Below are 13381 nucleotides of genomic sequence, written 5' to 3' on the forward strand. Positions count from 1 at the left end.
AGGAGGAGTGTTGAGCAGCAGCGTGCAGGAGAAGTCGACCGGCGACGTGCAGCAGAAGCAGAACCCCGGGCAGCTGAACTCGGTCCAGCTGAACATCGTGACGCTCATCAACATGGAGCGCGCGGCGGAGACGGGTTCGCTGAGCGACTCGATGTACATGATGGACAACAGCATCGGCGGCAAGGGACAGGGCACGTCGTCCCTGGAGACGGTCTGCAAGCAGGGCCAGGTCCTGAACTGGATCGTGCGACCGCTCGACATGGAGAAGCGCCCGGACGGCACCTGGCCTCCCATGCCGAAGATCAACAACATCACCTTCCTCGACACCGAACTGGGTGACGAGGAGGACGTGGCCGAGCGGAAGATCTTCACCGAGCTGAAGATCTACGGGATGCCGGACCGCATGCGCTCCCCGTACACGCCGGTCTATTACTACTGGGCCGGCACGGTCCTGAGCACCGCCAAGCCGGGCGTGCACAGGTACCGCCTGGTGATGGAGCTCGAGCAGGACCGCAAGAAGGAGAAGCTGTACCTGAACACGGCCATCCACCCGTCGATCCGGATCCTCGGGGTCTGAGGGATCTGAGGGGTCTGACGGGCCGTGTGACCGCCAGGCCGGATATCGGTCTGGCGGTCATGTGGTGCCGGGCGTAGAGAGAAAGGTTCAACCCAGGGAGGCCAGGGAGGCCGACATGGACAGGACCATCGGCAAAGGCACGTTCCGGGACGCGTTCAAGAACCAGGTCGTCGCTCCCTCCGCGCTGCCGCAAGGCACGGGGCGGCGGCTCGCCGAGCGGGCCAACGCCGCGGCGGGGCCAGGTGATGCCGCGCTGCGGACGAAGGCAGAGTTCAGCACGTTGTACGACCTGCTGCTCGCCGAACAGGGAACCCCGCCGGGCAGCGCGGCGGCCGGGAGCCTCGTACTCCTCGACGCGGACGGGAAGCTCACCGCGATCGGGCAGATCGTCGACGAATATCTCAACTCCGCCCAGAACAAGGCCGAGTTCTTCGCCGGGGACATGTATCAGGTCAAGGTCACCGGCTGGCCGCCGGGCGTCCTGACGGCCGACGAGGTGATGCGGGCGCCGCAGGGCGCCCGGCTGACCCTGGCCAGGAGCGGCGCCTCTGACGACACGCTGCTCGCGACACCGTCGTTCTCGATGGTCAACAGCGGCAACCTGACGGCTCACGCGCCCAAGCGTTCCTGGAAGATCGACTTCGAGATCGGCGAGAGCGAGGACCGGCTCTTCGGCATGGAGCGGGTCAACCTCAAGGCGATGTACAACGACCCGTCGCAGATGCGCGAGGCCGTCGCCTGGCGGCTCCTGGAGCGCGCGGGCATCCCGGCGGCGCAGCACACGTACGCGACGTTCTCGATCAACGACCGCTACATGGGGCTCTTCTCGGTCATCGAGCAGGTCGACAAGAAGTTCCTGAAGGACCACTTCGGCAAGAACTCCGAGGGCAACCTCTACAAGGCGTACTGCGGCGACGTCGGCTGCGCGACCCTGGAGCACCGCTCCGGCACGGACGGCGGCGACAGCGGCCGCCAGTACTTCACCGCGGGCAGCATGGAGGACGACCGTACGTACCGCCTGAAGACGAACGAGGACGATCCTTCAGCCAGTACGTACGACGACCTCGCCACCCTCATCCGGACGGTCAACGGAGTCCAACTCACGGGCGGCGATGACAGGTTCGCCTCCGACGCGTTCCGCGACGCGGTGGAGCAGGTCCTCAACGTGCCCGCGTTCCTGCGCTGGGCGGGTGCCAACGTCCTCCTGGGCAGCTGGGACAACTACTTCGCGACACCGTCGAACTACTACCTCTACAACTCGGGGCGGCTCGGCGACCCGACGGGGTTCATGGCCCGCCCGTACTTCACGTTCATCCCGTGGGACTACGACAACAGCTCGGGCATCGACTTCTTCGCGACGCAGTGGCAGTACACGGACCTGCTCGACTGGCCCTCAATGAGCCGCAACTACTGCCGGATCACGCACGCGCCGCACGAGGTGTCACACCTGCCGCTCTTCACCAACCTGCTGCGGCACCACGACTTCTGCCAGTACTACCTCGACCACCTCGAGTACCTCCTGGACACGGAGTTCGGCCCCGAGCGGGTCGCCGCGCTGCTCGGCGCGGAGGGCTCCGGGAGGAGCGACGGCCTGTGGCAGCTCATCTCGTCCGCCGCGTACGGCGAGTCGACGAGCCCGAACGGACAGCCTTTCACCGGGCGGCAGTTCACCAATGACGAGGTGTACCGCGCCGCGTACCGCCAATGGGAGCTGAGCCGGGGCTCACAGTTCACGCTCGGGATCTTCCACTACACGCGCATGCGTTACGACCACGCACGTCAGCAGCTTGCCGAGCTGCGCAAGACCTATCCGAACGGCGCCAGCGGGGCGGCGTTCCCGGCCGCGATGGAGGTACTGCCCTCATGACTGCACCCAAGAAGTCGGCGAAAGCCAAGGTCGAGAAGGCGCGCGAGCTGCGCCTGGTCAAGGAAGCCAAGCTCAAGGAGCTGATCGGAGACGGCGCGGGCAAGCGCCTGGAGGCGAGCGGCGTCCTCTACCACGACGGCGCCTTCCTGGTCGTCTGCGACAACCTGCCCTCCCTCATCCGGGTCAGCAGCGAACTGTCGCCCAAGGCTCCGGAGAACGGCGTCCTCAGTCGTAAGAGCGCCGGCAACAAGACCAAGAAGAAGGGGCGTTCGGCGGCGAACAAGGGGTACGAGGATCTCGCCCACGACGAGCAGAACGACCGCTACTTCACGCTGAGCGAGGCCGAACGGGTCAAGCCCAAGAGCTATCGCGCCCGCGTCCATGAGTACGACGCGAAGCTGCGTCCCACCGGCTCCGCGCACCTCGACTTCGAGCTGACGGACGCCAACAAGGGCATGGAGGGCCTGGAGTGGGTCGACCGCTCGGGCACGGGCTATCTCCTCGCCCTGTGCGAGGGAAACCGGTGCCAGGGCGGCAAGAAGGGCAGGACGCCGGGCGGCGGGCGCATCCAGGTCTTCCGGCACGGCGGCAAGCGCTGGATCAACACGGGCACGATCCGGCTGCCCGCGTCGCTGCCCTTCGAGGACTACAGCAGCGTGTCCGTGCGCGACGACGGGCAGATCGCCGTCCTGTCGCAGGCGTCGTCCGCGCTGTGGGTGGGCCGTCTCTCCCCCAAGAAGTGGCAGGTGGTCGACGAGGGCACGGTGCACCGCCTGCCCACCGACAGCAAGGGCCGCAAGGTCTACGGCAACCCGGAAGGCGTGTCCTGGGTCTCGTCCGACCACGTGGTGATCGTGTCCGACCGGGCGAAGAAGGGCCCGGGCAGCGGGCGGTACCGCGCCAAGGACCAGTCGATCCACCTGTTCCTGATCCCGGGGAACAACAACCACTGAGCCGTGCGTCGGCGCTACTCGGCCGCCCACAGACCCCGTACGTGACCGAGGTGGCGGGTCATCACCGCGCGTACGGCGTCCTCGTCACGGGCGAGCAGTGCGTCGAGGATCTCCAGGTGCTCCTCGGCCGAGGCCTCCAGACGGCCCGCGTCGACCAGTGCCTGGAGTCCGTACAGGCGTGAGCGCTTGCGCAGGTCGCCGACCACATCGACCAGGTGGTCGTTGCCGAAGAGCGTGAGCAGACCGAGGTGGAAGCGGACGTCGGCCTCTACGTACGCGATGAGGTCGCCGTCCGCCGCCGCGGTGACGATCTCCTGAGCGACGGGGCGCAGTGCCTCGAGCGCGGCGGGGTCCGCCGATGTGGCGAGCTCCGCCGTGGTGGGGATCTCGATCAGCGCGCGGATGTGCTTGTACTCGTCGAGCTGCTTCTCGGAGACCGCGGTGACCCGGAAGCCTTTGTTCGGCACCGTGTCGACGAGCCCCTCCTTGGCGAGGTCGAGCATGGCCTCGCGCACGGGTGTGGCGGAGACGCCGAAGCGCACGGCGAGGGTGGGCGCCGAGTAGACCTCGCCCGCGCGCAGTTCGCCCGCGATGAGCGCGGCACGGAGCGCGTCCGCGACCCGCTCGCGGTAGCTGCTGCGCGTTCCGTCCAGGCGCGGCAGGACAGGAGGTGCGGCGGACGCGACGGACGGAGCGCGGTTGCGCTGAGCGGCCATGGGGCTCGGTTCTCCTTGGTGCAATGTCACGTGGCGTGAGTATTCCAGGCTCTAGAGGACGAACCCCGCCGGGAAAGGATCGTCCGGGTCCAGGAGGTACTGCGCGGTGCCGGTCACCCAGGCACGCCCGGTGAAGCTGGGCAGCACGGCGGGGATGCCCGCGACATCGGTGGTGCCGAGCAGCCGCCCGCTGAACTTCGTACCGATGAAGGACTCGTTGACGAACTCCGTGTCGAGCGGCAGCTCTCCGCGTGCGTGCAACTGTGCCATGCGCGCGCTCGTCCCCGTGCCGCACGGCGAGCGGTCGAACCAGCCGGGGCGGATGGCCATCGCGTGCCGGGAGTAGCGGGCGGTGGCCCCGGGGGCGTAGAGGTGGACGTGGTGGCAGCCGCGGATGGAGGGGTCCTGCGGGTGGACCGGCTCGTTTTCGGCGTTGATCGCCTCCATCAGCGAGAGGCCCGCGGCGAGGATCTCGTCCTTGCGGTCGCGCTCGAAGGGGAGGCCGAACTGGTCCAGGGGCAGGATCGCGTAGAAGTTGCCTCCGTAGGCCAGGTCGTAGGTCACCGAACGGCCGTCGGGCAGGGTGATCTTGCGGTCGAGGGCTACGGAGAAGGACGGCACGTTCCGCAGCGTCACCGCCTTCGCCGCGCCGTCCTCGACGGCGACTTCGGCGACGACCAGGCCGGCCGGGGTGTCCAGGCGGATCGTGGTGACCGGCTCGACGACCTCGACCATGCCGGTCTCCACGAGAACGGTGGCGACGCCGATGGTGCCGTGCCCGCACATCGGCAGATAGCCCGAGACCTCGATGTAGATCACGCCGTAGTCGCAGTCGGGCCGGGTGGGCGGCTGGAGGATCGCGCCGCTCATCGCCGCGTGGCCGCGCGGTTCGTTCATCAGGAGCTGCTTGATGTCGTCGCGGTGCTCGCGGAAGTGGAGCCTGCGCTCGTTCATCGTCGCGCCGGGGACGGTGCCGATACCGCCGGTGATCACCCGCGTCGGCATGCCTTCGGTGTGCGAGTCGACCGCGTGCAGGACGAGTTTGCTGCGCATGTGCGGTGCCTTTCGTACGGGTGCGGGGGCGGACCAGCGTGGGAACGGGCCAGGGGCTAGGCGAGTCCGGCGGCGACGGCGTGTTCGGAGGCGGTGCGCACCGCCTCCTCCTGCTCGGGCAGCAGCGGCACACGGGGCGGGCGGCAGGGGCCGCCGTGGCGTCCCGCGATGTCCATGGACAGCTTGATGGCCTGGACGAACTCGGGCTTGGAGTCCCAGCGGAGCAGCGGGTGCAGCTGTCGGTAGAGCTTGCCCGCCGTGCTCAGGTCGCCTGCCACGGCGGCGCGGTAGAGCTCGACGGACGCGGCGGGCAGCATGTTCGGGTACCCGGCGATCCAGCCCTTGGCGCCCGCGACGGCGAGTTCGAGCAGTACGTCGTCGGCGCCCACCAACAGGTCGAGTTCCGGGGCGAGTTCAGCGATGCGGTAGGCGCGGCGCACGTCTCCGGAGAATTCCTTGACGCCGTGCACGTATCCCTCGGCGTGCAGCTTCGCGAGGAGCTCCGGCACCAGGTCGACCTTGGTGTCGATGGGGTTGTTGTACGCCACGACCGGGAGGCCCGCCTCGGCGACCTCCGCGTAGTGCGCGAGCACCGAGCGCTCGTCGGCGCGGTAGGCGTTGGGCGGAAGGAGCATGACGGACGCGCAGCCCGCGTCCTTGGCCTGCTCGGCCCAGCGGCGGGCCTCGGCGGAGCCGTAGGCGGCGACACCGGGCATCACGCGCTGCCCGCCGACCGCTTCGACGGCGGTCTCCACGACCTTGGCGCGCTCCTCGGGGGTGAGCACCTGGTACTCGCCGAGCGATCCGTTGGGTACGACGCCGTCGCAGCCGCTCTCGACGAGCCAGGCGCAGTGCTCGGCGAACCGGGCGTAGTTGACGGAGAGGTCGTCGTTCAGCGGGAGCGCGGTGGCGACGAGGACGCCGTGCCAGGGGCGGGGGCGTTCGGCGGGCGCGTTCATGGGCGTGGTCCCTTCGTTGCGGTGCGGTGCGGTGCGGTGCAGAGAGGTTCGGTGGCTAGGAGGGGGCTGCTCGTCGTCGGCGCTGCGGGCGAGCGCCCCGAGCGGCACCGGCCGGGCGAACGGCCGCCGCGCGGACCGCTCCCCGCAGCCCGCGAGCCCGGCGACGGCCGCCGAGCACATCCGGCCCTGGCACCAGCCCATACCGGCCCGGGTCAGGAGTTTCACGGTCCGCGCGTCGGTGGCCCCCAACTCCTCGACGGCCTCGCGGACCGCCGACGCCGGGACCTCCTCACAGCGGCAGACCAGGGTGTCGTCGTGGAGTTGCTCGGCCCAGTGCGCGGGCGGCACGTACACGGCGCCGAGCACCTCGGCGAACTCCCTCATCCGCGTACGGGACTTGGCGGCGGGGGCCCATGTGCGGGGGTCGGGTGCACTCCCCCGGAGCCGTGCGGCGGCCGAGCGTCCGGCGATGTGCCCTTCGGCGAGCGAGAGGGCGGCGCCGCCGATGCCGGTGGTCTCGCCGGCGGCCCAGACGCCGGGGACGTCGGTGCGCTGCTCGGCGTCGACGGCGACGTTCAGGCCGTCGATGCGACAGCCGAGCCCTTCGGCGAGATCGGTGTGCGGCAGCATGCCGTGGCCGACGGCGAGGGTGTCGCAGGGGATGCGCCGCTCGGTGCCGGGCCTGACGCGCCCCGCCGTGTCGAGCGCGGCGATGGTCACCGCCTCGACCGCGTCCTTGCCGTGCGCCTCGACGACGGTGTGCCGCGATGCCACAGGGACGCGGTGGCGCAGCAGTCGGGCGGCGTACCCGGCTCCCTCGGCGAGCTTGTCCGGGTGAGCGGCGAGGGTGGCCGCGTGCCGTGCGAGGGCTTTCGGCTCTGCGGACTCGACCAGGGCGGCCACCTCGGCACCGGCCGCGGCGAGCCCGACGGCGACGGGCATGAGCAGCGGTCCGGTTCCGGCGACGACGGCGGTACGCCCCGGAAGTACGAGGCCTCCCTTGAGCATGGCCTGCGCGCCCCCGGCGGTGACCACACCGGGCAGGGTCCAGCCGGGGAAAGGCAGGATCTTCTCGTACCCCCCGGTCGCGAGGAGCACGGCGTCGGCGTGCACGGCCACGGACTCCTCCTGCTCGGGGCCGAGGAGCGCGTGCACGGTGAAGCCGCCGAGAGGCTCGTCCCGCCGCTCCACGAACCAGACATGACGCTCCGTCATATGCGTGATGCGGCCTGCCTTGATCTGTTCCGCGAGGCCGTCCCGCAGTCGCTCCCACGTCCGCCACTGGTGATGCAGTGCCTGCGGTCGGCGCGCGCCGAGTGCTCCGGCGGGCTGTCGGTAGAACTGGCCGCCCGCCCGCGCGGCGGAGTCGAGCAGCGTCACCCGCACGCCGTGCCGGGCCGCGGCAAGCGCCGCCGCGAGGCCTGCGGGGCCCGCGCCGACCACGGTCAGCGTGCGCGGATGCTCCGCACTCATCGCCGCTCCCCCGTCTCCCCGTCGCCATGACCGCTGCCGTCCTGCGTCCTGATCTCGTCCCCGGGCGCCGCCGGAATCAGGCAAGCCCGTTGATTCGCCCGGCCGTTGACCTCCACCAGGCAGTCGAAGCAGACGCCGATCCCGCAGAAGACTCCCCTCGGCTCGCCGTCCCGGCGCGTGGTGCGCCAGGCGGTGATGCCCGCCGACCAGAGCGCGGCGGCCACCGTCTGTCCGGGCAGGGCCGGGATCTCGCGGCCGTCGAACGTGACGGTGTGCGGCGGGGCCGGGCGGGCGCGGACCAGGTTCAGGGGGGTGCGTCTGCTCATGGCGACTCCTCGGGTGCGGTGTCGGCGAAACGGTCGGGGCGGAACGGGGCGAGGCCGAGATCCGGGTCCGTCCCGCTCAGCACCTGGGCGATCAAGTGGCCCGTCCCCGCGGCGAGGCCGATCCCCGCGCCCTCGTGCCCGCAGGCGTGGATGAGTCCGGGCACCCTGGCGTCGGGGCCGACGGCGGGGAGGTGGTCCGGCATGTAGGGGCGGAAGCCCACGTACGCGCGCATCGCGTGGACGCTCTCCAGGAACGGGAAGAGCCGGGTCGCCGCCGCCGCGAGGGCCCGCATCACCGGCAGGGAGAACGAGCGGTCGAAGCCGACCCGTTCGCGGCTGGCGCCGATCAGGATCGGCCCGGCGGCAGTGCCCTCGACCACCGGCGACGTCTGGAGGGCGGCGGATCCGCTGGCCACGTCGGCCACGTAGTCGGCGGCGTACACCTTGTGCCGGACCATGCGCGGCAGCGGCTCGGTGACCAGGACGAAGCCGCGCCGGGGCAGCACGGGCAGGCGCACTCCGGCGAGGGCGGCGACATCACCGCCCCAGGTGCCCGCCGCGTTCACGACGTACGGGGCGTGGATCTCGCCCTGGTCGGTACGGACGCCGCGCACCTCACCGCTCGCGGTCCGCAGTACGGCGGTCACGGTCCGGCCGGTGAGCAACCGCGCCCCCAACGACCGTGCGATGCACACCAGTTGGGCTGCGGCCAGGGACGGCATCACCTGGCAGTCCTGGGGATAGTAGATGCCGCCCGCCGTGCCGGGAGCGAGGTGCGGCTCGAGTTCGTACAGCTCGTCGGCCGCGACGGCTCGCGCGTCGACTCCGGCTTCGCGCTGCCCGGCGGCGAACTCCCCCAGCGCCGCGAGCCCTTCATCGGACGACGCCACGACGACGCCGCCCTTGGCCTCGAACTCGATGCCCGCGCCCACGCCCGGCTCGGCGGCGAGCTCCGTCCACAACCGGTTCGACAGGAGGGCGAGGTCGAGCTCGGGTCCTGGCTCCTTGTCGGAGACGAGGAGGTTCCCCTCGCCGGATCCGGTCGTGCCGCCGGACACAGGACCGCGGTCCACCAGGACGACGGACAGTCCGGCCCGCGCCGCGTACAGCGCACAGGCGGCGCCCACCATCCCGGCGCCGACTACCACAACATCGCAGGTCAGCCGCTTTGTCACGCCAGTACTATGTCACATGTTCCCTTATGGGCCAAGGGTCTCTAGGCTGGCGGAACCGCCACTGAGCACTCCGCCACGAGCCCCGGAACGGGGAAGAAAAGGTGACCCCCATGACCAGGCCCACCGAGTCCGCGAAGTCCGCCGCGCCCGCCAAGCCCGCCACGTCCAAGGCACGCAAGAACACCCTGTACCCCGAGGTCTCCGACGAGCTCTCCGCCCTGATGAGAACGGGCTGGGCCGACACCGAGCAGCGCGACCTGCGCCCGGCCGAACAGGCACCGCACGCGGCGCACCGCCGTGCCGCCCTGTCCGCGCTGTTCCCGGGCGAGCGCCTTGTGGTTCCCTCCGGGAAGCTCAAGACCCGCTCGAACGACGACCATTACCCCTTCCGCCCCTACTCCGCCTACGTCCACATGACCGGCGACCAGGCGAGGGACTGCGCACTGGTCCTCGAACCGCGCGCCGACGGCGAAGGCCACGACGCCCACCTCTACCAACTCCCCCGCGACAGCCGGGACAGCGACGAGTTCTGGACCGGCATGACGGCCGAACTGTGGATGGGCCGCAGGCGCAGCCTCGCCGAGTCGGAGCTGCTCCTCGGCCTGCCCTGCCGCGACGTCCGCGACGCCCCCGCCGAGCTCGCCGCCTCACCCGACGTGCCGACCCGCATCGTGCGCGGCCACGACCCCGCGCTCGAGGCGGCCGTGACGACCGACGAGGAGCGGGACGCCGATCTCGAGGAGGCGCTCTCGGGCCTCCGCCTGGTCAAGGACGACTGGGAGATCGGCGAGCTGCGCAAGGCCGTCGACTCGACGGTCCGCGGATTCACCGATGTCGTACGGGAGTTGGCCACCGCCGTCGCCACGTCGGAGCGCTGGATCGAGGGCACCTTCTTCCGCCGCGCCCGCCTGGAGGGCAACCACATCGGCTACGGCTCGATCTGCGCGGCGGGCGAGCACGCCACGATCATGCACTGGCAGCAGAACGACGGCCCCGTGCGCCCCGGCGAACTCCTGCTCCTGGACGCGGGCGTGGAGACCCACACCCTCTACACCGCCGACGTCACGCGCACGCTCCCCATCGACGGCACCTTCACCCCGCTCCAGCGCAAGATCTACGACGCGGTGTACGAGGCACAGGAGGCCGGCATCGCCGCCGTGAAGCCGGGCGCCGCGTACCGCGACTTCCACGACGCCGCGCAGCGCCACCTCGCGCACAAGCTCGTCGAGTGGGGCCTCCTCGACGGCGACCCCGAGCGGGTCTTCGAGCTCGCTCTGCAGCGCCGCTTCACCATGGCGGGCACGGGCCACATGCTCGGCCTCGATGTCCACGACTGCGCCCGGGCGCGCACCGAGGAGTACGTCGGCGGCGTACTCGAAGAGGGCATGGTGCTCACCGTCGAACCCGGCCTGTACTTCCAGCCGGACGACCTCACCGTGCCCGCCGAGTACCGGGGCATCGGGGTCCGCATCGAGGACGACATCCTCGTCACGGCGGACGGCAACGAGAACCTGTCGGCGGGTCTGCCGCGCGGTGCCGCGGCGGTCGAGGAGTGGATGAGCGGCCTGACGGCCGGCCGCTAGGCCAGGCGCGACACAGGGCCACGAAGGGCTACGAGCTACGGCGGCACCTCTATACACCCCGTATATACACTGCGTATATACACGCCGTGTACAGTGCTCGCATGTCCGCTGCGAAAAACAAGATGAAGAGTTCCGCCAAAGGGTTCCGTCGAGCCGCGTCTTTGACGGCCATGTCCACCGCGGCCATGGCCGTCGCCCTGACGGGATGCACCAAGGTGGACACCTCGGCGCCCAGTTCCGTCCGCAAGGACGGGGTGTCCCTGAGCGCCGGGGACCAGGGGAAGTTCGGAACCGTCGACTGCCGCAAGGCCAAGTGCGTGGCCCTGACCTTCGACGCGGGACCGAGCGAGAACTCGCCGCGGCTTCTCGACATCCTCAAGAAGGAGAAGGTGCCCGCCACCTTCTTCCTGCTCGGCAAGAACCACATAGCCGAGCACCCCGAGCTCGTGAAGCGCATGGAGGACGAGGGGCACGAGGTGGCGAGCCACACCTGGTCGCACAAGATCCTCACCGACATCACGCCCGCCGAGGCACACCGGGAACTGCGCAGCACCAACGAGGCGATAGAGAAACTGATCGGCCACAAGCCGACCCTGATGCGCCCGCCGCAGGGACGTACGAACCCCGATGTCAACGACATCTCGCGCGAGGAGGGCCTCGCGGAGGTCCTGTGGAGCGTGACCGCCAAGGACTACACGACCGAAGACTCCGCCCTGATCCAGAAGCGCGTCGTCGATCAGACCAAGCGTGACGGCATCATCCTGCTGCACGACATCTACAAGGGGACGGTGCCCGCGGTGCCGGGCATCATCGACGAGCTGAAGAAGCGCGGCTACGTCTTCGTGACGGTGCCCCAGCTGCTCGCGCCGGGCAAGGCGGAGGCGGGGAAGATCTACCGCCCGTAGCGGGCGCCGTTCGCCTCCGGGGCCCCGAAGCCTGGCAGGATCGGCGTGTGGCTCTCTTCCGTATCGACCGGGAATCATCCCTGCCCACCGACGAGGTCTGGCGCAGGATCACCGCGTGGGAGCGGCATGCCGACGTGGTCCCGCTGACGCGGATCTCCGTCCGGACGCCGCCGCCAGGTGGGGAGGGGACGGTGTTCGTGGCCCGCAGCGGGATCGGCCCCGTCGGGTTCGACGACGTGATGGAGGTCGTGACGTGGCGCCCGGCCGTGGAGGGCGGGGACGGGGGCCTGTGCCGCCTCGAGAAGCGTGGGTCGTTCGTGACGGGGTGGGCCGAGATCGAGGTGTCCCCACGGGCGGGAGCGGCCGGTTCGACGGTGGTCTGGCGGGAGGATCTGCGCGTGCGGTGGTTGCCACGGCTCTTCGACGGCCTGCTCGTGGCGGCCGGGCGCCGGATGTTCGGGCGGGCGGTGGACGAGCTGCTCTCCTCTCCCCCGCCCCGGCCTCGCGGCGCGTGACGGGGGTTCGGACCCACTAGGCCCGCGCCCGCCCGTGCAGCGTCCGCGCCACCTTCGGGCCCAGCCACCGCTTCATCCTGCGCAGCGGCTCCAACTGCTCCGCCGCCCGGTCGATCCGGTAGTACAGCTGCGGCGGGATGTGCGGCAGGAGCGGCGAGTGGCGCTGGCCCAGGAGCGCGAACATCTGGGCCGGGTCGAGGCCCATGTAGCGCGGCAGGTTCTCGTACCACTGGGCGCTGTAGCGGGCCGCGCTCTGTACGGAGAGGAGGGCGGACCTGCGCTCCCGTTCGTAGCGCGCGAGGGCAGGGCCGAGCTCCGAGCTCCGGGCCGGGCTCCCCCGCAGCGCGTCCGCCAGGGCGATCGAGTCCTCGAGCGCGAGCGTCGTGCCCGCGCCGATCGAGTAGTGCGTGGTGTGCGCGGCGTCGCCGAGCAGGACCACGTTGCCGCGGTGCCACGTCCGATTGGTCAGCGTACGGAAGTTGAGCCACTGCGCGCTCCCGTCGGCCTGCGCGCGGCCGATCAGGCGGTGGCCGTCGAGCGGCCCCGCGAAGAGCCGCTCCAGGAGGGCGAGTCCGTCGGCCTCGCTCGCCTCGTGCAGGCCGAGGCCCGTCCACACCTGCGGGGAGCACTCCATGACGCAGGTGCTCTGCTCGTCGCTGAAGCGGTAGCCGTAGCACCAGATCCAGCCATGCGGGGTCTCCACGAAGGCGAAGGTGAAGGAGTCGAAGACCTTGGTGGTGCCGAGCCAGATGTACTTGTTCCGCCCGACCGCGACCTCCGTGCCGAAGTGGCCCGCGTGACGCTCGCGCAGCGCGCTTCTGACGCCGTCGCCCGCGACGACGAGATCGGCGTCGGGCAGCTGGGCGGCGTCCGTGATCTCGCTCTCGAACTCGACGCGTACGCCAAGGGAACGGGCCCGCGTGGCGAGGATGTCGAGCAGCCGGTGGCGCCCGATGCCGTGGCCTTCGTCGCCGTGGTGGACGGTGGTGCGGTCGCCCACGTACGCGATGCCGTCGCTCCAGCGCACCGAGTGTTCGCTGACGGCGCGCGCGGACTCGGGGTCTTTGGCGCGGAGCTTCTCGAGCAGGCCGCCCCAGTAGGTGACCCCCCAGCCGTAGGTCGCCCCGGCCGGGTTCCGTTCGTGGACGGTGATGTCGTGGGACGGGTCCTGCCGCTTGAGCAGGATCGAGAGGTACAGGGCGGCGGGACCGCCGCCGACGCAGGCGACCTTCACAGATGCTCCCGTTGCGTCACAAAGTGGTCACTATGTAACGCAACG

At 70.5% G+C, this 13381-nt stretch carries 12 protein-coding genes and 1 pseudogene; 6 read left to right on the forward strand and 7 right to left on the reverse strand.

The features are described from left to right. The first annotated feature begins 10 nt into the window (after window positions 1–10). The 3 genes from ACWFRJ_RS14065 (at window position 11) to ACWFRJ_RS14075 (ending at window position 3397) form a co-directional block, all read left to right on the forward strand. Complete coding sequence (locus tag ACWFRJ_RS14065; protein WP_453528856.1) at window positions 11–577, forward strand: hypothetical protein; 567 nt, start codon at window positions 11–13, stop codon at window positions 575–577. 115 nt (window positions 578–692) lie between these two features. Continuing rightward, the gene (locus ACWFRJ_RS14070; RefSeq protein ID WP_453528859.1) at window positions 693–2444 is read left to right on the forward strand and encodes a CotH kinase family protein; all 1752 of its coding nucleotides are present in this window, start codon (window positions 693–695) and stop codon (window positions 2442–2444) included. After that, window positions 2441–3397: a hypothetical protein gene (locus ACWFRJ_RS14075; RefSeq protein WP_453528861.1), complete on the forward strand. Its 957-nt coding sequence runs from the start codon at window positions 2441–2443 to the stop codon at window positions 3395–3397. The genes ACWFRJ_RS14070 and ACWFRJ_RS14075 overlap by 4 nt, the downstream gene beginning before the upstream one ends. Window positions 3398–3411: 14 nt before the next feature. Here ACWFRJ_RS14075 and ACWFRJ_RS14080 read toward each other — a convergent pair whose 3' ends face one another. From ACWFRJ_RS14080 to ACWFRJ_RS14105, 6 genes and pseudogenes are all read right to left on the reverse strand, one after another. Then, a complete protein-coding gene (locus ACWFRJ_RS14080) occupies window positions 3412–4113 on the reverse strand; it encodes a GntR family transcriptional regulator (protein ID WP_453528864.1) in 702 nt (233 codons plus the stop codon). A gap of 51 nt (window positions 4114–4164) precedes the next feature. Next, entirely contained in the window at window positions 4165–5166 is a 1002-nt protein-coding gene (locus ACWFRJ_RS14085; protein WP_453528867.1) for a proline racemase family protein, read from the reverse strand. Between the two features lie 56 nt (window positions 5167–5222). Then, entirely contained in the window at window positions 5223–6125 is a 903-nt protein-coding gene (locus ACWFRJ_RS14090; RefSeq protein WP_453529659.1) for a dihydrodipicolinate synthase family protein, read from the reverse strand. Between the two features lie 69 nt (window positions 6126–6194). Then, window positions 6195–7598: pseudogene (locus tag ACWFRJ_RS14095) on the reverse strand (FAD-dependent oxidoreductase); the annotation flags it as partial. Continuing rightward, the gene (locus ACWFRJ_RS14100; RefSeq protein WP_453528869.1) at window positions 7595–7924 is read right to left on the reverse strand and encodes a (2Fe-2S)-binding protein; all 330 of its coding nucleotides are present in this window, start codon (window positions 7922–7924) and stop codon (window positions 7595–7597) included. The gene ACWFRJ_RS14100 and the pseudogene ACWFRJ_RS14095, both read right to left, overlap by 4 nt. Beyond that, window positions 7921–9099: an NAD(P)/FAD-dependent oxidoreductase gene (locus ACWFRJ_RS14105; protein ID WP_453528872.1), complete on the reverse strand. Its 1179-nt coding sequence runs from the start codon at window positions 9097–9099 to the stop codon at window positions 7921–7923. The genes ACWFRJ_RS14100 and ACWFRJ_RS14105 overlap by 4 nt, the downstream gene beginning before the upstream one ends. Window positions 9100–9209: 110 nt before the next feature. Here ACWFRJ_RS14105 and ACWFRJ_RS14110 point away from each other — a divergent pair, with 110 nt between their 5' ends. From ACWFRJ_RS14110 to ACWFRJ_RS14120, 3 genes are all read left to right on the forward strand, one after another. Next, complete coding sequence (locus ACWFRJ_RS14110) at window positions 9210–10682, forward strand: aminopeptidase P family protein (protein WP_453528875.1); 1473 nt, start codon at window positions 9210–9212, stop codon at window positions 10680–10682. A 122-nt stretch (window positions 10683–10804) separates the two neighbouring features. Further along, window positions 10805–11587, forward strand: a complete 783-nt coding sequence (locus ACWFRJ_RS14115) for a polysaccharide deacetylase family protein (RefSeq protein WP_453529662.1) — start codon at window positions 10805–10807, stop codon at window positions 11585–11587. Window positions 11588–11634: 47 nt separating this feature from the next. Continuing rightward, window positions 11635–12102, forward strand: a complete 468-nt coding sequence (locus ACWFRJ_RS14120) for an SRPBCC family protein (protein WP_453528877.1) — start codon at window positions 11635–11637, stop codon at window positions 12100–12102. 16 nt (window positions 12103–12118) lie between these two features. On the opposite strand, the gene ACWFRJ_RS14125 is transcribed toward ACWFRJ_RS14120, so the two are convergent. Then, window positions 12119–13336: an FAD-dependent monooxygenase gene (locus tag ACWFRJ_RS14125; RefSeq protein ID WP_453528880.1), complete on the reverse strand. Its 1218-nt coding sequence runs from the start codon at window positions 13334–13336 to the stop codon at window positions 12119–12121. Window positions 13337–13381: the final 45 nt, after the last annotated feature.

It is taken from the genome of Streptomyces sp. NPDC055239, assembly GCF_053606205.1.

Coding starts and splice junctions, on each gene's coding strand:
- ACWFRJ_RS14070 (WP_453528859.1), top strand. CDS start 693: ATGGACAGGACCATCGGCAAAGGCACGTTCCGGGACGCGTTCAAGAAC.
- ACWFRJ_RS14075 (WP_453528861.1), top strand. CDS start 2,441: ATGACTGCACCCAAGAAGTCGGCGAAAGCCAAGGTCGAGAAGGCGCGC.
- ACWFRJ_RS14080 (WP_453528864.1), bottom strand. CDS start 4,113: ATGGCCGCTCAGCGCAACCGCGCTCCGTCCGTCGCGTCCGCCGCACCT.
- ACWFRJ_RS14085 (WP_453528867.1), bottom strand. CDS start 5,166: ATGCGCAGCAAACTCGTCCTGCACGCGGTCGACTCGCACACCGAAGGC.
- ACWFRJ_RS14090 (WP_453529659.1), bottom strand. CDS start 6,125: ATGAACGCGCCCGCCGAACGCCCCCGCCCCTGGCACGGCGTCCTCGTC.
- ACWFRJ_RS14100 (WP_453528869.1), bottom strand. CDS start 7,924: ATGAGCAGACGCACCCCCCTGAACCTGGTCCGCGCCCGCCCGGCCCCG.
- ACWFRJ_RS14110 (WP_453528875.1), top strand. CDS start 9,210: ATGACCAGGCCCACCGAGTCCGCGAAGTCCGCCGCGCCCGCCAAGCCC.
- ACWFRJ_RS14115 (WP_453529662.1), top strand. CDS start 10,805: ATGAAGAGTTCCGCCAAAGGGTTCCGTCGAGCCGCGTCTTTGACGGCC.